Genomic DNA, 18,000 nt, shown 5'->3' on the forward strand with positions numbered 1-18,000 from the left:
GATCTGGCACGAGATGCTCCGCCGCCACGCCGGCCCCTCCGGCATCGCCCTGACCAGGCAGAACATCCCCACCTTCGAGCGCGGTGACGGTGAGGCCAGCGGCGACGTCCTGGCCTCCGCCGACCTCGCCGCGAAGGGCGCATACGTCCTCGCCGAGGCACCGAACGGCACGCCCGACGTGATCATCATCGCAACCGGGTCCGAGGTGCAGCTGGCCGTCGCCGCCCGCGAAGCCCTCGCGGCCGACGGCGTGGGCGTGCGCGTCGTCTCCGCCCCGTCGCTGGAATGGTTCGCCGAGCAGGACGCCGACTACCGCGAGAGCGTCCTTCCCACCGCGATCACCGCCCGCGTCTCCGTCGAAGCCGGACTCGCCCTGGGCTGGCGCGGCATCGTCGGCGACCGCGGCCGGTCCGTCTCGATCGAGCACTACGGCGCCTCCGCCGACTACCAGACCCTGTTCGACAAGTTCGGCATCACCACCGAAGCCGTCATCACCGCCGCCCGCGAAACCCTCGAGGAGAACGCATGAGCACCCCCACCGCACGCCTTGTCGAAGAGGGCGTCAGCATCTGGCTCGACGACCTGTCTCGTCAGCGCATCACCAGCGGCAACCTCGCCGACCTGATCATCACGCGCAACGTGACCGGCGTCACGACCAACCCGACGATCTTCGCGGGGGCGCTCGCCAAGGGCGAGTCCTACGACGGCCAGGTATCCGTGCTCGCCAAGGACGGGGCCGACGTCGAACGGGCGATCTTCGAGATCACCACCGACGACGTGCAGGCCGCCTCGGATGTGTTCCGTCCGGTCTTCGACGCGACCGGCGGCGTCGACGGACGCGTATCGATCGAGGTCTCCCCCGAGCTCGCGCACGATACCGATGCCACCGTCGCGGAAGCCAAGAAGCTCGCGGCGAAGGTGGACCGCCCCAACGTGCTCATCAAGATCCCCGCGACGAAGGCCGGCCTCCCGGCGATCACCGAGGTGATCGGAGCAGGCATCAGCGTCAACGTGACCCTCATCTTCAGCCTCGAGCGTTACGACGAGGTCATCGACGCCTACCTCGCCGGAGTGGAGAAGGCGCAGGCGGCCGGGCACGACATTTCCACCCTCCAGTCGGTGGCGTCGTTCTTCGTCTCCCGCGTGGACACCGAGGTCGACAAGCGCCTCGCGGCCATCGGCACCGAAACGGCCTCGTCCCTGTCGTCGAAGGCCGGACTCGCCAACGCGCGTCTGGCTTACGAGCTGTTCCAGAAGAAGTTCGCCTCGGACCGCGCCAAGGCCCTGCTGGAGGCGGGCGCCACCGTGCAGCGCCCCCTGTGGGCATCGACGGGTGTGAAGGACCCGGCCCTGCCGGACACCCTCTATGTCACGGAGCTCGTGGCCAAGGGAACCGTCAACACGATGCCCGAGAAGACCCTCGAGGCCACCTTCGACCACGCGGAGATCACCGGCGACACCGTGACCGGCTCGTATGCAGAGTCGCACGACTACTTCTCGCAGCTCGAGGCCGCAGGCGTGGACTTCACCGACGTCACGCAGGTCCTGGAGGACGAGGGCGTCGAGAAGTTCGTCGCGTCGTGGCGTGAGCTGCAGGAGACCGTGAAGGCTGCTCTCTCCGAGGCCGCAGAGGCCTGAGGTGAGCTTTCACCTCCACCTTTCCGGACATGTCGAGGAGGCGGTCGAAAGGACCCTTCCCGGTCTCGTCTCGAGCCTCGTCGCCTCGGCCCTGACGGCCGGTGACGACAGCCTGTGGGGTGCCACGGCGCAAGCTGAGGCGTCCCGCCGGCTGGGGTGGGTCCAGGCCGTCAGCACATCGCGTCCGCTCGTCCCCGAGATCCTCGCCCTGCGCGAGGAACTCGTGGCGCACGGGACGACCCGCATCGTGCTCGCCGGCATGGGCGGCTCCTCCCTCGCACCGGAGGTCATCGCGCAGACGGCCGGCGTTCCGCTGACGATCCTCGACTCCACGGCGCCGGGGCAGGTGCTCGCCGCCATCGACGGTGATGCCGAGGCGGGCGGCCTCGACCGAACGGTGCTGGTCGTCTCGAGCAAGTCGGGGTCGACCATCGAGACCGACTCGGCCCTCCGGGCTTTCGACGCGGCCTTTCGAGACGTCGGCATCGATCCGGCGGAGCGCATCGTGGTCGTCACCGACCCCGGCTCGCCCCTCGAGGCGGCAGCCGGCGTCGCGGGCTATCGCACGTTCACGGCCGACCCCACGGTCGGCGGTCGATATTCCGCGTTGACCGCCTTCGGGCTGGTTCCCGCCGGACTGGCCGGGGTCGACATCGTCGAGTTGCTCGATGAAGCCGAGGCCACGCTGCTCGAAGTCGCGATAGACGACCCCGGCAACCCCGCGCTCGTTCTCGCGGCCGCGATCGCCGGCGGCGAGCCGCGCCGGGACAAGCTCGGGCTCGTCACGGACGGGACCCACATCGTCGGGCTGCCCGAGTGGATCGAGCAGCTGATCGCCGAGTCCACCGGAAAGCAGGGGACGGGCATCCTCCCTGTCCCGCTCCTGTCCGTCTCCCCCGAGCTCGAAACCCGGCCGGAGGATCTGCAGGTCGTGAGACTCGTCGATGACGCGGCGGAGTTCCACCTCTTCGAGCACCATCACGGTGAGGTGCTCGTGAGCGGTTCCCTGGGCGCCCAGTTCGTCGTATGGGAATATGCCACCGCGATCGCCGGACGCCTGCTCGGAATCAACCCGTTCGATCAGCCCGACGTCGAATCGGCCAAGGCCGCGGCCCGCGGGCTGCTCGACGAGCGACCCCCGTCGATCGACCCGGCGTTCGTCGTCGACGGCGTCGAGGTTCGCGTGTCCGATCCCGCACTGGCCGCTGCCGGAACGATAGCCGGCGTGCTCGATGCCCTCTGGTCTCGTGTGCCGGACGACGGCTATGTCGCGATACACGCCTACGTCGATCGTCTGGAGTACGCACCGCTCGAGGGGCTGCGCGAACTCGTCGCGGCCGACTCCGGCCGGCCGACGACGTTCGGATGGGGTCCGCGGTTCCTGCACTCGACCGGCCAGTTCCACAAGGGCGGTCCCGCCCGCGGGGTCTTCCTGCAGATCCTCGAGAGCACCGACGTCGACCTCGAGATCCCCGGGCGCCCCTTCACCTTCGGGGAGCTCATCCACGCACAGGCCGCCGGCGACGCCACCGTCCTCGCCGAAGGGCACGGCCGTCCGGTCGTCACCCTGACGCTCACCGATCCCCAGGTCGACGTGATGTCCCTCTTCGAAGCGGCGCAATAGGAGAACAATCGAATGACGGCCCAGATCTCACGCGCGCAGAATCCCCTGCGCGACCCTGAAGATCACCGCTTGAACCGCATCGCCGGTCCGAGCGCGCTCGTGATCTTCGGCGTGACGGGAGACCTCTCCCGCAAGAAGCTCATGCCCGCGGTCTACGACCTCGCCAATCGGGGGCTGCTCCCTCCGGGTTTCGCCCTCGTCGGGTTCGCCCGACGCGACTGGGAGGACCAGGACTTCGCGGAGGTCGTGCACGAGGCCGTTCGCGCTCATGCGCGCACCGAGTTCCGTGAGGAGACCTGGCAGCAGCTGCTGCAGGGCATCCGTTTCGTGCCCGGCGAGTTCGATGACGACGACGCCTTCGTGCGTCTGCGCGAGACGGTCGAGAAGCTGGACATCGAGCGCGGCACGATGGGCAACCACGCGTATTACCTGTCCATCCCGCCCAAGGCGTTCCCGGTCGTCGCCGAACAGCTCAAGAAGTCGGGGCTCGTCGACGACACCGCCGACCGACCCGATCGCTGGCGACGCGTCGTGATCGAGAAGCCGTTCGGCCACGACCAGGATTCCGCCCAGGAGCTCAACGATGCCCTGCGCTCCGCGTTCCCCGCGGACTCGATCTTCCGCATCGATCACTACCTCGGCAAGGAGACCGTCCAGAACATCCTGGCGCTGCGCTTCGCCAACGAGCTCTACGAGCCGATCTGGAATCGCAATTACGTCGACCACGTGCAGATCACGATGGCCGAGGACATCGGCGTCGGCGGCCGGGCCGGCTACTACGACGGGATCGGCGCGGCGCGCGACGTCATCCAGAACCACTTGCTGCAGCTCCTCGCGCTCACCGCGATGGAGGAGCCCATCACCTTCAACGCCGCTGACCTGCGCGCCGAGAAGGAGAAGGTGCTCGCAGCGGTCACCCTCCCGGACAACCTCGCGACGTCCACCGCACGCGGCCAGTACGCCGGAGGCTGGCAGGGCGGCGAGAAGGTGCTCGGCTTCCTCGAGGAAGACGGCATGAATCCGCAGTCGACCACCGAGACCTATGCCGCCATCACCCTCGGCATCAACACGCGACGCTGGGCCGGGGTCCCGTTCTACCTCCGCACGGGCAAGCGTCTCGGCCGCCGCGTCACCGAGATCGCCGTCGTGTTCAAGCGCGCGCCAGAACTGCTCTTCACGCGTTCGCAGACCTCGGGACAGGGCCAGAACGCTCTGGTCATCCGAGTCCAGCCCGACGAGGGCGTCACGATCCGCTTCGGATCGAAGGTGCCCGGCGCCGGCGCGCAGGTGCGCGACGTGACGATGGACTTCGGCTACGGCCACGCGTTCACGGAAGCCAGTCCCGAAGCCTACGAGAGGCTGATCCTCGACGTTCTTCTCGGCGATCCACCCCTGTTCCCCCGCCACGAGGAGGTGGAGCTGTCCTGGAAGATCCTCGACCCCATCGAGGCGTTCTGGGAGTCGCAAGGTGGTCCCGTCGAACAATACGCTCCCGGATCGTGGGGCCCGGCATCGGCCGATGAGCTCCTCGCCCGCCATGGCCGCACTTGGAGGCGCCCGTGATCATCGATCTGCCCGACACCACCGTCAGCAAGATCAGCCGCGCGCTGGTCAGCGTCCGCGAGGAAGGCGGCGCCGTCGCCCTCGGTCGCGTTCTGACGCTCGTGATCGTCACGCGCGAGGCCGCGATGGAAGAGGCCATCGACGCCGCCAACGACGCGTCCCGCGAACACCCGATGCGCGTTATCGTGCTGATGATCAACGCCGATGACGACGAGGAACCGCGCCTCGACGCACAGATCCGGGTCGGCGGCGACGCCGGCGCGAGTGAGGTCGTGACGCTGCACGCACACGGCGAAGCGGGCGATTCCAACCTCGAGAGCCTCGTGACCGGCTTGTTGCTGTCGGATGCGCCCGTCGTCGTCTGGTGGCCGAATCAGACGCCCGAACACGTCTCGGAGACCTCGATCGGCCGCATCGCGCAGCGGCGGATCACCGACGCGGCGACCAAGTCCGACCCTGCGGCGTGGGTCGCGTCGCTGGGCGAGCACTATGCCCCCGGTGACACCGACCTCGCGTGGACACGCCTCACGCGCTGGCGCGAGCAGCTGGCCGCGATCCTGGACCAGCCGCCCTACGAGCCGGTGACGTCCGTCCGGGTCCGTGGCGCCGCCGACTCACCCTCCACGGCGCTGCTCGCCGCCTGGCTCCGGCTCGCCCTCGACGTACCGGTGGATTGGGGCTACCTCGACCCCGACGACTGGCCTCACGGCATCAAGAACGTGACTCTCGTGCGAGAGAGCGGCGAGGTGACGCTCGAGCGTCCCGAGTCCGGCGTGGCTGTCCTGACTCAGCCGGGGCAGCCCACCCACGAGCTCGCGTTCCCGCGTCGCACGCTTCGCGAGTGCCTAGCCGAGGAGCTGCGGCGTCTGGACGCCGATGTGCTGTACGGTCGGGTCATCACCGAAGGGTGGACACGCCTGGACCGACCATCGAAGGGTCTGCATGACTGAGCATCTCGTCGAGAAGAGCGTCGTGATCGCCGCAGATCCCGACGCTCTCGCGCATGCCGTAGCCGACCGATTCCTTCACCGGCTGCGCAAGCGCATCGACGAGGGCGCCACGGCCCACATCTCGCTCACCGGGGGCTCGATGGGCGGGCGGGTCCTCGCCGCCGTCCGGCAGCAGGCGGAGGGGATCGACTGGTCGCGGGTCCATGTCTGGTGGAGCGACGAGCGCTTCCTGCCGCGCGGCGACCCGGAGCGCAACGAGACGCAGGCGCGTGAGGCCCTTCTCGACCACATCGACGTTCCGCTCGAGAACGTGCACGCGATGGCTTCCAGTGACGGTCTGCACGATCTCGAAGGCGCGGCCGCGGCATACGCGGACGATCTCGCGACGTTCGCCGCCGACGGCCAGCTCTGGCCACGCTTCGACATCGCTTTCCTGGGTGTCGGCCCCGACGGTCACATCGCATCGCTGTTCCCGGACAGGCCCGAGATCCTCATCGTGGACCGCGCGGTCGTCGGGGTGACGGACTCCCCCAAGCCGCCTGCGGTCCGCCTGACCATGACGCGCCCGGTCATCAATTCGTCGCAGCGCGTGTGGATGGTGATGGCAGGGCCCGACAAAGCTCCTGCTCTCGGTCTGGCCCTTGCCGGTGCGAGCTACACGAGCGTCCCCGCTGCCGGCGCGAAGGGTCGCGGACGAACCGTGTTCTTCGTGGATCAGGCGGCAGCCGCTCAGGTCCCCCCGGAGCTGATCGACCGGGAGTACTGATCCGACAGAGAGGCGCCGAACCCGCGACGGGCCCGGCGCCTCTTCTGTCGACCCTTCGTCAGGCCTGGCCGCGACGCTCCCGCAGCTGGGTCAGCGCCTCGTCGAGAAGCTGCGCCGCCTCATCGTCGGAGCGACGTTCCTTGACGTACGCAAGATGGGTCTTGTAGGGCTCGGTCTTCGCGACGGCGGGCGGGTTCTCCTTGTCGCGCCCCGCCGGAAGGCCCGAGTGCGGCGAGTCGATCACGTCGGGGATCTCGGCCGGATCGATGTCCGCGACGAAGTAGCGCACCGTCTCGTTCCCCAGCGCATCCCAGTACGAGATCGCGACGCGGTCGGCGTGGTAGCCGTGATCCTGTTCGCCCATGGGGCCGGCACCGACGCGCGTGCCGCGGATGGCGTTTCCTCCCGTAGCCATCAGAAAGCCTGGAATTTCGTGATGAGGCCGAGGGCCACGATCGACACGAACCACGCCAGCGCAAGGATCACGGTGAACCGGTTGAGGTTGCGCTCCGCGAGACCCGACGAGCCCAGGGCGGAGGTCATGCCGCCGCCGAACATGTCGGACAGGCCGCCGCCACGCCCTTTGTGGAGAAGAATGAGGAGGGTGAGCAGGAGACTGGTCACACCCAGCAGCACCTGCAGCACGAACTCGAGGATCTGCACTGGTTCCATACACCTTTCGTCGACCGCGTCGGATCGCACAAGCGTTCAGTATACGCAAGCGATACCCCGACCGCCGATGAGAGGCGGCCGGGGTGTGTCGCTCACACGCCGACGTGCTTCTGGTAGCGGATGATCGAGGAGAACTCGTCGACCAGAAGACTCGCACCGCCGACGAGCGCACCGTCGATATCGGCCTGTCGCATGAAGCCGGCGATGTTCGCCGCCTTGACGGAGCCGCCGTAGAGCACGCGCGTGCGAGCGGCAGCGTCTGCGCCCAGCTCGGACGCGATGACCTCCCGCAGCTTCGCGCAGACATCCTGCGCCTGCTCGGCCGTGGCGGCCTGACCCGATCCGATCGCCCACACCGGTTCGTAGGCGACGACGATGTCGGCGGTCGCCGGCACATCGTGCAGCGCCGCCTTCAGCTGAGCGACCGGAACGGCGCTGGCGCCGTGCTTCTCGAGGTCCTCCGCCGTTTCACCGACACAGATCACCGGCACGAGCTCGTGCTTCAGCGCCGCCTGCACCTTGGCCGCTACGACCTCATCCGACTCCGCGTGGTATTCACGACGCTCGGAGTGTCCGATGATCACGTATCCGCAGTCGAGCTTGCTCAAGAACGCGCCCGAGATCTCGCCGGTGTAGGCACCGGAGTCCTTGACCGAGAGATCCTGCGCGCCGAGCGCGAAGGGGATCTTGTCCGCGTCGAGCAGCGTCTGCACCGTCCGGAGGTCGGTGAACGGCGGGAAGAGGGCGACCTCGACGCTGCCGTCCTCGTGCTTGGCGTCTTTGAGCGTCCAGTGCAGCTTCTGCACGAACGCCACCGCCTGCAGGTGGTCGAGGTTCATCTTCCAGTTACCGGCGATGAGCGGGGTGCGCGCATCGGAGGTGTTCACTGCTGCCATCCGAGGACCTCCAGTCCGGGGAGCTTCTTTCCTTCGAGGAACTCGAGGCTCGCGCCACCACCGGTCGAGATGTGACCGAAGTCGGTGTCAGCGAAGCCGAGCTGTCGCACGGCGGCCGCGGAATCGCCGCCGCCGACGACGCCGAGACCGTCGACCTCCGACAACGCGCGAGCGACGGCCCGCGTGCCCGACTCGAATGCCGGCATCTCGAACACGCCCATGGGCCCGTTCCAGAAGACGGTGCGGCTGTCACGGATGCGCGCCGCGAACTCGTCGGCCGTACGGGGTCCGATGTCCAGTCCCAATCCGGACGCACCGAAGGCGGTCGCTTCGAGCGCGTCTGCCGGAGCGACCTCGTGATCGGCATCCGCTGCGAAGGCCGACGCGACGACCGCGTCGACGGGCAGGACGATCTCGACGCCGCGATCTTCGGCGGAGGCGATGTATCCCTTGACGGTCTCGAGCTGGTCCTCCTCGAGGAGGCTCGAGCCGACCTTGTGTCCCTTGGCCGCCAGGAACGTGAACATCATGCCACCGCCGATCAGAAGCCGATCGACGCGGGGCAGCAGGTGTTCGATCACACCGAGCTTGTCGCTGACCTTGGACCCGCCGAGCACCACGGTGTAGGGCCGTTCGGGCGTCTCGGTGAGTCGATCGAGCACCTCGAGCTCTTTGGCGATGAGGAGACCGGCAGCGGAGGGCAGCAGTTCCGCGAGGTCGTAGACACTCGCCTGCTTGCGGTGCACGACGCCGAAGCCGTCGGACACGAGCGCATCCCCGAGCTCTGCGAGCTGGCCGGCGAATGCGCGGCGCTCGGATTCGTCCTTGGCGGTCTCACCCGCGTTGAAGCGCAGGTTCTCGATCACGGCGATGTCGCCGTCCTCGAGGGAGGAGACCGCATCATGAGCCGACTCGCCGACGGTGTCGCGTGCGAAGGCGACGGGCTTGCCGAGCAGCTCGGACAGGCGCTGCGCGACGGGCGCGAGGCTGTAGGCGGCGTTCGGCTCGCCACCGGGGCGGCCCAGGTGCGAGCACACCACGAGGCGTGCTCCCTGGTTGATGAGAGCGTTGAGCGTCGGCAGGGATGCTCGCACACGACCATCGTCCGTGATGACCCCGTCCCGCAGCGGGACGTTCAGGTCACAACGGACGATGACGCGCTTGCCTGCGAGCGAACCCAGGTTGTCGAGGGTGCGCAGTGCCATGGCGTGGATCAGAGCTTCGAGGCGACGAGCTCGGTGAGGTCGACCAGACGGTTCGAGTAGCCCCACTCGTTGTCGTACCACGACGACACCTTGACGAGGTTTCCGCTGACGTTGGTCAGGCCGGCATCGAAGATCGACGAGTGCGGGTCGTGGACGATGTCGGTCGAGACGATCGGGTCGGCGTTGTAGGCCAGGTAGCCGGCGAGCTCGCCCTCGGCCGCCGCCTTCTCGTACGCGGCGTTGATGGTCTCCTTGGTGAGACCCTCGGTCGGCGTGATCAGCGTGAGGTCGACGATCGAGCCGGTGGGGATCGGCACCCGGTAGGAGGAGCCGCTCAGCTTGCCGTTGAGCTCGGGCAGCACCAGGCCGATGGCCTTTGCCGCGCCGGTCGACGCGGGAACGATGTTCAGGGCAGCCGCACGAGCGCGGTGCAGGTCGCCGTGCGGGCCGTCCTGCAGGTTCTGGTCTGCCGTGTAGGCGTGCGCGGTCATCATGAAGCCGCGCTCGATGCCGAAGTTGTCGTTGAAGACCTTGGCCAGCGGCGCCAGGCAGTTCGTGGTGCACGACGCGTTGGAGATGACGTGCATGGTCGCCGGGTCGTACTCGGCGTCGTTGACGCCCATGACGAAGGTGCCGTCGACGTCGGTGCCGGGTGCGGAGATGAGCACCTTCTTGGCGCCCCCCTGGATGTGCTTCGAGGCGTCGGCCGCCTTCGTGAAGCGTCCGGTCGACTCGATGACGATGTCAACGCCCAGGTCGCCCCAGGGCAGGTTGGCGGGGTCGCGCTCTTCGAAAACCTTGATGCTCTTGCCGCCGACGGTGATGGAGTCGCCGTCGAAGGACACGTCCTCGGCGAGGCGGCCGCCGACGGAGTCGTACTTGAGGAGGTGGGCGAGGGTCTTGTTGTCGGTGAGGTCGTTCACCGCGACGATCTCGAGGTCCGCACCCTGCTCGAGGGCGGCGCGGAGAAAGTTGCGTCCAATGCGGCCGAAGCCGTTGATACCGATCTTGACAGTCACGGAGTTGCTCCTGAGGTGTCGTGCGCGGGTGCGCGATTGTTGCGATTCAGTCGGACAGCGGCGTCCCGGCGAGCGTTCCCGCCGGGACGCCCGCGCTCGCTATGACAGTACCAGCAGGCCCGAGGTCTTCTCACGGGCGGCGTCGAAGCGCTGCGCGACGTTCTGCCAGTTCGCGATGTTCCAGACCGCCTTGACGTAGTCGGCCTTCACGTTGAGGTAGTCGAGGTAGAACGCGTGCTCCCACATGTCCAGCTGGAAGATCGGCACGGTGCCCATAGCCGTGTTCGCCTGCTGGTCGAACAGCTGCTGGATGATGAGCTGCTCGCCGATCGGGTCCCAGCTGAGGACCGCCCATCCGGAACCCTGGATGCCGGTGGCCGCCGCGGTGAAGTGCGCCTGGAACTTCTCGAATCCGCCGAAGAACTCGTCGATCGCGGCGGCGAGCTCGTTCCCCTCCGGACGTCCGCCGCCCTCGGGCGAGAGGTTCGTCCAGAAGATGGAGTGGTTCACGTGGCCGCCGAGGTTGAACGCGAGGTCCTTCTCGAGCTTGTTGACGTTCGCGAGACTGCCCGTCTCGCGGGCCTCCGCGAGCTGCTCGAGCGCCGTGTTGGCACCCGTCACGTAGGTCTGGTGATGCTTGTCGTGGTGCAGCTGCATGATCTTGCCGCTGATGTGCGGCTCGAGTGCCGCGTAGTCGTAGGGGAGGTCGGGCAAGGTGTACGTCGCCATATTCTCTGCTTCCTAGTCGGCGTCGCGCCGAGAGCCCCGGCGCGGCGAGGGTGACCTTCTCATCCTATCGACGGTGAGCAGGGTGGTGAGGGGGTTGCTTCCCCCGCCGAGCGTGTTCTACACGCCGGAGGCCTCAGTCTTCGACGCCGATGGGGACCGCCGACTCGGTGCCAGGAACTCCGTCGACCTCGGCCTTCTTGTCGGCCATCGCCAGGAGCCGACGGATGCGTCCGGCGACGGCGTCCTTGGTCATCGGCGGGTCGGCGTGGTGACCCAGCTCGTCGAGGCTGGCGTCACGATGGGCGAGCCGGAGCTCTCCGGCCTGTTTGAGATGGTCGGGTACCCCGTCACCGAGGATCTCCAGCGCACGCTCGACGCGTGCGCACGCGGCGACCGCCGCCTGAGCGGATCGACGCAGGTTGGCATCGTCGAAGTTGACGAGGCGGTTCACTCCAGCGCGGACTTCGCGGCGCTGCCTCATCTGATCCCAGTCGGCGGCGGCCTTCGATGCTCCCATCTGCGCGAGGGTGAGCCGGATCGCCTCCCCCTCCCGGACGACGACCCGCGGGATGCCGCGGACTTCCCGCGCCTTCGCGGGGATGCTCAGCCGATGGGCGGCCCCGACGAGGGCCATCGCGGCCTCGGAGGACGGGCACGCGACTTCGAGCGAGGCGGATCGACCGGGCTCGCTGAGCGACCCCGATGCGAGAAACGCGCCGCGCCAGACGGCCGCGAGATCTTCCCGTGAGCCGGTGGTGAGCTTGTTGGGCAGGCCACGCACCGGGCGACGCCGCTGATCCAGAAGGCCGGTCTGCCGCGCGAGCGTCTCACCGCCGTCGATGACGCGCACGGCGACGTGGCCGCCGGCACGACCCGCCGAACTCTGCACGTGCGCGAGCTCGGGTCGCACGCCGTAGAGCTCCACCAACTCCCGCGCGACCCGTCGGGCGAGGACATCGGAATCGAGCTCGGCCTCGACCGCGACGCGGTTGGCGATCGAGTGGAGCCCTCCCGAGAAACGGAGCAGTGACGTCAGCTCGGCCACGCGGGCCGTCGGTCGCGGGTCTCGTACGGCGACGAGTTCGGCCTTCACGTCGGCAGTCAGCGACACGTGTCTCCTCGGTCTTTCTGGGGTGGAACGATCCTCCAGCCTACTCGCGACCGAGGTCGCGATGGGTCAGGCGAACGGCCACTCCGGGCGTGCCCGACAGCCGTGAGGCCAGTTCCCGGGCCGTGGCCACCGACCGGTGCTTTCCGCCGGTGCACCCCACGGCGATCACGGAATGTCGCTTGTTCTCCCGCTGATACCCCTCCAGGACCGGCGCGAGAGAGGCGGCGTACGCCTCGATGAACGTCGCCGCGCCGGGCGCGGCGAGCACCACGTCGCGCACGGCGTCGTCCTCCCCGGTCAGCGCGCGCAGCTCTTCGTGCCAGTACGGGTTCGGCAGGAACCGCATGTCGGCCACGTGGTCGGCGTCCGGCGGGAGACCGTACTTGAAGCCGAAGCTCATGATGGTCAGGGTGTGCCGCGCGGCGCCCTCGTCGGCGAAGAGCTCGGCGACACGTGTCGCGAGCTGGTGAATGTTCAGCGCCGACGTGTCGACGATGACGTCGGCGTCCTCGCGGACGGGAGCGAGCCTCGTACGTTCGGCCCGAATGCCGTCGACGATCGTGCCATCGCCCTGAAGAGGATGCGGGCGACGCACGGCCTCGAAGCGACGCACGAGCACGGTGTCCGACGCGTCGAGGAACAGCACCCGGATCGGGCGCCGCGAGCGCAGTGCCCGCATCGCCTCCGGAAGCTCGGAGAAGAGGCCGCGGCCCCGCACGTCGACGACGACGGCCACCCGGGGCAGCGCTCCCCCGGCGATCTCCGTCAGATCCAGCAGCGGCTTGAGCATCTGCGGAGGCAGGTTGTCCACGACGTACCAGCCCAGGTCTTCCAGGGCGTTCGCCGCGGTGGACCTTCCGGCACCGGACATCCCGGTGACGATCAGCATCTCGCCGACCTGCGGGGTCTGATCGTCCTCCGTCATCGCGCCCTCCGTCATCACGTCCAGCCTAGCGAGCGGTGAGGTGGGTATGAATCGACGCCGCGAGCTTCGGACCGACGCCCGGAAGCTCCTGGATCTGCTCGGTCGTCGCTTCGCGGAGGGCCGCGACGGACCCGAAGTGACGCAGAAGAGCCTTGATGCGCGCATCCCCCAGCCCGGGCACCTCGGCCAAGACGGTCTGGATGTCGCGCCGCCGCCGCTTGCGCTGATGCGTGATGGCGAACCGGTGTGCCTCGTCACGCAGACGCTGCAGAAGATACAGCGCTTCGGAGGTGCGCGGCAGGATCACCGGGTAGTCCTCCCCGGGCAGCCAGACCTCCTCCAGCCGCTTGGCGATGCCGCACAGCGCGATCTCGGTGTGTCCGGCCTCATCGAGCGCGCGAGCCGCCGCCTCGACCTGCGGCTTCCCGCCATCGACCACGAGCAGCTGCGGACGGTAGGCGAACCGCGGCTTCTTGCGCTCGGTGACGACCTCGCCCGACGCCAACGGGTCGGCCACGGGATCTGCTTCGGGCTGATCGAGGTAGGCCAGACGCCGACGCAGCACCTGCCGGATCGAGTCGGTGTCGTCGGTGGTCTCGGGGATGCCGAACGAACGGTACTGATCCTTCCGGGGCAGACCGTCTTCGAACACCACCATCGACGCCACCACGTTCGTACCGGCGAGGTGCGAGACGTCGTAGCACTCGATACGGAGAGGAGCCTCGTGCAGGTCGAGCGCCTCCTGCAGGTCGGTCAGCGCCTGCGACCGCGCGACGTAATCGCTCGTGCGACGGGTCTTGTGCAGGTTGAGCGCCTGCTGCGCGTTCAGCGTCGCCGTCGCCAGCAGCTCGGCTTTGCGGCCGCGCCGGGCGACCTGGAGCGACACCGGGCGACCCCGCCGGTCGCGAAGCCATTGTTCGAGCTCCGCGGCGTCCTCGGGCAGCGAGGGGACGAGCACCTGCTTCGGTATGTCGGTGTCGGCCGCCTCGCCGTAGGTGCGCTGCAGCACCTGCTCGACGAGGTCCGCCCCCGAGATGTCGAGTTCCTTCTCGATCGTCGTGGCGTGGACGCCGCGCACACGCCCGCCGCGCACGACGAAGTGCTGCACCGTGGCGGCCAGCTCGTCCTCGGCGATCCCGAACAGGTCGGCGTCGGTGTCTTCGGTCAGCACGAGCGCGCTCTTGCCCAGCACGGCCTCGATGGCCCCGAGTTGATCTCGATAGACCGCTGCGGCTTCGTAATCCATGGCGGCGGACGCCTCGCGCATCCGAGCGGTCAGTTCTCGGGCGAACCGCTGGTCGCCGCCCGACATGAAGGCGACGAAGTCCTGCACGATCGCCCGATGCTCGTCGACGCCGACCCGCATGGAGCACGGCCCCCCGCAGCGCCCGATCTGACCCGGGAAGCACGGCCGGCCGGTCGCCATCGCCTTCTTGTAGCTGGAGTCGCTGCAGGTGCGGATGGGGAACACCTTGATCAGCTGATCGATGGTGTCGTGCACCGCCCAGACCTTCGGGTACGGGCCGAAGTACTTCGCACCCTTGATCCGTCTATTGCGGGTGACGATCACGCGAGGAGCTTCGTCGGCGAGGGTGATCGCCATGAACGGATAGGACTTGTCGTCGCGATACTTGACGTTGAACGGCGGATCGAACTCCTTGATCCACATGTACTCCAACTGCAGGGAGTCCACGTCCGTGGCGACGACTGTCCACTCGACCGACGACGCCGTCGTGACCATCCGCCGCGTGCGCTCGTGGAGCGTGTGCAGCGGCGCGAAGTAGTTCGACAGCCGGGCACGCAGATTCTTCGCCTTGCCGACGTAGAGCACGCGACCGTCCGCGTCCCGGAATCGGTACACACCGGGGTCGGTCGGTATCTCCCCCGGCTTGGGCTTGTAGGGAAGCGGCGACATCGGGTCAGCCGGCCTTGCGCGCCTCGGCACGCTCGGCCGGGAACAGCACCTCGGCGAGAAAGGCGCCCGTGTGACTCTCCGGCACGCGCGCAAGATCCTCCGGGGTGCCGGTCGCGACGAGCGTGCCGCCGCCGGAACCCCCCTCGGGTCCGAGGTCGATGATCCAGTCGGCCGACTTGATCACGTCGAGATTGTGCTCGATGACGATCACCGAGTTCCCCTTGTCGACCAGGCCGTTCAACACCTCGAGCAGTCGCCTGACGTCTTCGAAGTGCAGTCCGGTCGTCGGCTCGTCGAGCACGTAGATGCTGCGCCCGTTCGAGCGCCGCTGCAACTCTGTGGCGAGCTTCACGCGCTGGGCCTCGCCACCCGACAGCGTCGTCGCCGACTGGCCGAGGCGCACATATCCCAAGCCGACGTCGACCAGGGTCTTCAGGTAGCGGTGGATGGCCTGGATCGGCTCGAAGAACTCCGCGGCCTCGGAGATCGGCATCTCGAGCACCTCGGCGATGTTCTTGCCCTTGTAGTGCACCGACAGGGTGTCGCGGTTGTACCGCTTTCCGTGGCACACCTCGCAGTCGACGTAGACGTCGGGGAGGAAGTTCATCTCGATCTTGATGGTGCCGTCTCCGGAGCACGCCTCGCAGCGCCCGCCCTTGACGTTGAAGCTGAATCGCCCCGGCTGGTACCCGCGGGCTTTGGCCTCCGGCGTCTCGCTGAACAGGCCGCGGATGCGATCGAACACTCCGGTGTACGTCGCGGGGTTCGACCGCGGCGTGCGCCCGATCGGCGCCTGATCGACGTGCACGACCTTGTCGAGATTGTCGAGCCCGGTCACTCGCGTGTGCTTGCCCGGGATGTTCCGCGCGCCGTTCAGGCGCTGGGCGAGCACCCGGTACAGGATGTCGTTCACGAGCGACGACTTTCCCGAACCACTCACTCCGGTCACGGCGGTCAGCACGCCGAGGGGGAAGTCGACCGTCACGTTGCGGAGATTGTTCTCGCGGGCACCGACGACGGAGATCTGTCGCTTGCGATCGCGCTTGCGCCGCTTATCCGGCGTCGCGATCTCCCGACGGCCGGCCAGGTAGTCGCCCGTGATCGAGTGCCGGTCGGCGAGCAGCTCCGACAGGGGCCCCGAATGCACGACCTCTCCCCCGTCGACACCGGCCCGCGGCCCGATGTCGACGATCCAGTCAGCAGCGTGGATCGTCTCCTCGTCGTGTTCGACGACGATGAGCGTGTTGCCGAGATCGCGCAGGGTCACGAGCGTCTCGATCAGGCGACGGTTGTCGCGCTGGTGCAGGCCGATCGAGGGCTCATCGAGCACGTACAGAACACCGGTGAGTCCGGAGCCGATCTGCGTCGCGAGGCGGATGCGCTGCGCCTCACCGCCCGAGAGGGAGCCGGCGGACCTGCTGAGGTTCAGATAGGTCAGACCGACCTGGATGAGGAAGTCCAGGCGAGCGCGGATCTCGCGAAGAACCTGTGCGGCGATCTTCGCCTCACGGTCGGTGAGCGTCATCTCCGCGAAGAATCGCTGCGCATCCGCGAGGCTCAGCCGCGAGGCATCGGCGATCGAGTGGCCGTGCACGCGGACGGCGAGCACCTCGGGCTTCAGGCGCGCACCGTCGCAGACCGGGCAGGGCACCTCGCGCAGATACTCCGACCAGCGCTGCCGCTGCGTGTCGGACTCGGCCTGCACGTACTGACGTTCGATGTACGGCACGACGCCTTCGAAGCCCGACGAGTAGCGCATCTCGCGGCCGTAGCGGTTCTTCCACTTGACGGTGACCTTGTAGTTCTCGCCGTGCAGCACGGCTTCGCGCACGGCCTGCGGCAGACGCTTCCAGGGCGTGTCGAGCGAGAAGCCGAGGTCGTTCGACAGTCCTTCGAGCAGTCGCTCGTAGTACTGGAAGAGCCCCTTTCCCTGCGTTGTCCACGGGATGATGACGCCCTCGCGGATCGACAGCTCCTCGTCACCGAGCATCAGATCCGAGTCGACCGACATGCGGGTGCCGAGCCCGGAACACGCCGGACAGGCGCCGAACGGGGCGTTGAACGAGAAGGTGCGCGGTTCGATCTCCGTGAGCTGCAGCGGATGCCCGTTCGGACACGCCAGCTTCTCGGAGAACGACTGCCACGCGTCGTCACCTTCCTCGTCGACGAAGTTCACCTGCATGACCCCGCCGGCGAGACCGAGTGCGGTCTCCACCGAGTCGGTGACGCGCCCCAGGATGTCGGGGCCGGCGACCAGCCGGTCGACCACGACGGCGATGTCGTGCTTGTAGCTCTTCTTCAGCGTCGGCGGCTCCGCGAGCTGGACCAGGTCGCCATCGACCACGGCGCGCGCGTACCCCTTCGCCGAGAGTTCCTTGAAGAGGTCGACGAACTCGCCCTTCTTCTGGGTGACGACGGGCGCGACGATCTGGTAGCGCGTGCGGTCCGACAGCTCCATCAGCTGGTCGGCGATCTGCTGCACCGTCTGACGCTGGATGATCTCGCCGCACTCCGGGCAGTGGGGCACTCCGATACGGGCCCACAGCAGGCGCATGTAGTCGTGGATCTCGGTGATCGTGCCCACCGTCGAGCGCGGGTTGCGGTTCGTCGACTTCTGGTCGATCGACACCGCCGGGCTCAGACCCTCGATGAAGTCGACGTCGGGTCTGTCCACCTGACCGAGGAACTGACGTGCGTAGGCACTCAGCGACTCGACGTAGCGACGCTGTCCTTCCGCGAAGATCGTGTCGAAGGCGAGACTCGACTTGCCCGACCCCGACAGGCCCGTGAAGACGACGAGAGAATCACGCGGGATGTCGAGGTCGACGTCCTTCAGGTTGTGCACGCGAGCGCCGCGCACGCTCAGCTTGTCGCTCGAGACGGCGGGGGATTTTCCGGTGAGGGGAACGGGGACGATGGGCACCCGTCAAGTGTAGGCGCGACCTCCGACATCGGCTCCGGGACCGCGTTCGCCCGCGGCGCACGCG

16 protein-coding genes are annotated in these 18,000 nt (G+C 68.0%); 6 read left to right on the forward strand and 10 right to left on the reverse strand.

The genetic code is table 11. The features are described 5' to 3' along the window. The 6 genes from ACGG9C_RS14010 to pgl form a co-directional block, all read left to right on the forward strand. A partial coding sequence (locus ACGG9C_RS14010) for a transketolase C-terminal domain-containing protein (RefSeq protein WP_390178739.1) occupies positions 1-529 on the forward strand: 529 nt, incomplete at its 5' end. Continuing rightward, positions 526-1,638: a transaldolase gene (gene tal / locus ACGG9C_RS14015; protein WP_071043583.1), complete on the forward strand. Its 1,113-nt coding sequence runs from the start codon at positions 526-528 to the stop codon at positions 1,636-1,638. The genes ACGG9C_RS14010 and tal, both read left to right, overlap by 4 nt. 1 nt (position 1,639) lies before the next feature. Next, entirely contained in the window at positions 1,640-3,262 is a 1,623-nt protein-coding gene (locus ACGG9C_RS14020) for a glucose-6-phosphate isomerase (RefSeq protein ID WP_286794917.1), read from the forward strand. Positions 3,263-3,274: 12 nt separating this feature from the next. Next, the gene (gene zwf, locus ACGG9C_RS14025; protein WP_286794919.1) at positions 3,275-4,825 is read left to right on the forward strand and encodes a glucose-6-phosphate dehydrogenase; all 1,551 of its coding nucleotides are present in this window, start codon (positions 3,275-3,277) and stop codon (positions 4,823-4,825) included. Then, positions 4,822-5,775: a glucose-6-phosphate dehydrogenase assembly protein OpcA gene (locus ACGG9C_RS14030; RefSeq protein WP_071043586.1), complete on the forward strand. Its 954-nt coding sequence runs from the start codon at positions 4,822-4,824 to the stop codon at positions 5,773-5,775. Before zwf ends, ACGG9C_RS14030 begins: the two co-directional genes overlap by 4 nt. Then, complete coding sequence (gene pgl / locus ACGG9C_RS14035) at positions 5,768-6,541, forward strand: 6-phosphogluconolactonase (RefSeq protein ID WP_288420381.1); 774 nt, start codon at positions 5,768-5,770, stop codon at positions 6,539-6,541. Before ACGG9C_RS14030 ends, pgl begins: the two co-directional genes overlap by 8 nt. 58 nt (positions 6,542-6,599) lie before the next feature. Here the strand turns inward: pgl and ACGG9C_RS14040 are convergent, their stop codons facing one another. The 10 genes from ACGG9C_RS14040 to uvrA all read right to left on the reverse strand — a co-directional run bounded on the left by ACGG9C_RS14040 (position 6,600) and on the right by uvrA (position 17,936). Then, entirely contained in the window at positions 6,600-6,956 is a 357-nt protein-coding gene (locus ACGG9C_RS14040) for an RNA polymerase-binding protein RbpA (protein WP_071043588.1), read from the reverse strand. After that, the gene (gene secG, locus ACGG9C_RS14045; protein ID WP_071043589.1) at positions 6,956-7,204 is read right to left on the reverse strand and encodes a preprotein translocase subunit SecG; all 249 of its coding nucleotides are present in this window, start codon (positions 7,202-7,204) and stop codon (positions 6,956-6,958) included. Before secG ends, ACGG9C_RS14040 begins: the two co-directional genes overlap by 1 nt. Positions 7,205-7,305: 101 nt before the next feature. Next, on the reverse strand, positions 7,306-8,109 hold the full coding sequence (gene tpiA / locus ACGG9C_RS14050; protein WP_071043590.1) for a triose-phosphate isomerase: 804 nt from the start codon (positions 8,107-8,109) through the stop codon (positions 7,306-7,308). Next, on the reverse strand, positions 8,097-9,314 hold the full coding sequence (locus ACGG9C_RS14055; protein WP_071043591.1) for a phosphoglycerate kinase: 1,218 nt from the start codon (positions 9,312-9,314) through the stop codon (positions 8,097-8,099). The genes tpiA and ACGG9C_RS14055 overlap by 13 nt, the downstream gene beginning before the upstream one ends. A gap of 8 nt (positions 9,315-9,322) precedes the next feature. Further along, positions 9,323-10,333 (reverse strand): type I glyceraldehyde-3-phosphate dehydrogenase, encoded by a 1,011-nt coding sequence (gene gap / locus ACGG9C_RS14060; RefSeq protein ID WP_071043592.1) that lies wholly within the window; start codon positions 10,331-10,333, stop codon positions 9,323-9,325. A 99-nt stretch (positions 10,334-10,432) separates the two neighbouring features. Beyond that, a complete protein-coding gene (locus ACGG9C_RS14065; RefSeq protein WP_071043593.1) occupies positions 10,433-11,062 on the reverse strand; it encodes a superoxide dismutase in 630 nt (209 codons plus the stop codon). A gap of 133 nt (positions 11,063-11,195) precedes the next feature. Then, positions 11,196-12,173, reverse strand: a complete 978-nt coding sequence (gene whiA / locus ACGG9C_RS14070; RefSeq protein ID WP_071043594.1) for a DNA-binding protein WhiA — start codon at positions 12,171-12,173, stop codon at positions 11,196-11,198. Positions 12,174-12,213: 40 nt separating this feature from the next. Continuing rightward, the gene (rapZ, locus tag ACGG9C_RS14075; protein ID WP_390178740.1) at positions 12,214-13,113 is read right to left on the reverse strand and encodes an RNase adapter RapZ; all 900 of its coding nucleotides are present in this window, start codon (positions 13,111-13,113) and stop codon (positions 12,214-12,216) included. Between the two features lie 10 nt (positions 13,114-13,123). Further along, positions 13,124-15,013 carry an excinuclease ABC subunit UvrC gene (gene uvrC, locus ACGG9C_RS14080; RefSeq protein ID WP_390178741.1) on the reverse strand — a complete coding sequence of 630 codons (1,890 nt, stop codon included), beginning with the start codon at positions 15,011-15,013 and terminating at the stop codon, positions 13,124-13,126. 4 nt (positions 15,014-15,017) lie between these two features. Beyond that, positions 15,018-17,936 carry an excinuclease ABC subunit UvrA gene (uvrA, locus tag ACGG9C_RS14085; RefSeq protein ID WP_288908866.1) on the reverse strand — a complete coding sequence of 973 codons (2,919 nt, stop codon included), beginning with the start codon at positions 17,934-17,936 and terminating at the stop codon, positions 15,018-15,020. Positions 17,937-18,000: the final 64 nt, after the last annotated feature.

The organism is Microbacterium sp. MTN4-26 (genome assembly GCF_042846595.1).
GTDB lineage: Bacteria > Actinomycetota > Actinomycetes > Actinomycetales > Microbacteriaceae > Microbacterium > Microbacterium luteum.

What these genes read in the sequence shown, in the direction of transcription:
- tal (WP_071043583.1), top strand. Translation starts at nt 526, where the DNA reads ATGAGCACCCCCACCGCACGCCTTGTCGAAGAGGGCGTCAGCATCTGG.
- ACGG9C_RS14055 (WP_071043591.1), bottom strand. Translation starts at nt 9,314, where the DNA reads ATGGCACTGCGCACCCTCGACAACCTGGGTTCGCTCGCAGGCAAGCGC.
- tpiA (WP_071043590.1), bottom strand. Translation starts at nt 8,109, where the DNA reads ATGGCAGCAGTGAACACCTCCGATGCGCGCACCCCGCTCATCGCCGGT.
- pgl (WP_288420381.1), top strand. Translation starts at nt 5,768, where the DNA reads ATGACTGAGCATCTCGTCGAGAAGAGCGTCGTGATCGCCGCAGATCCC.
- uvrC (WP_390178741.1), bottom strand. Translation starts at nt 15,013, where the DNA reads ATGTCGCCGCTTCCCTACAAGCCCAAGCCGGGGGAGATACCGACCGAC.
- zwf (WP_286794919.1), top strand. Translation starts at nt 3,275, where the DNA reads ATGACGGCCCAGATCTCACGCGCGCAGAATCCCCTGCGCGACCCTGAA.
- ACGG9C_RS14040 (WP_071043588.1), bottom strand. Translation starts at nt 6,956, where the DNA reads ATGGCTACGGGAGGAAACGCCATCCGCGGCACGCGCGTCGGTGCCGGC.
- ACGG9C_RS14065 (WP_071043593.1), bottom strand. Translation starts at nt 11,062, where the DNA reads ATGGCGACGTACACCTTGCCCGACCTCCCCTACGACTACGCGGCACTC.
- rapZ (WP_390178740.1), bottom strand. Translation starts at nt 13,113, where the DNA reads ATGACGGAGGGCGCGATGACGGAGGACGATCAGACCCCGCAGGTCGGC.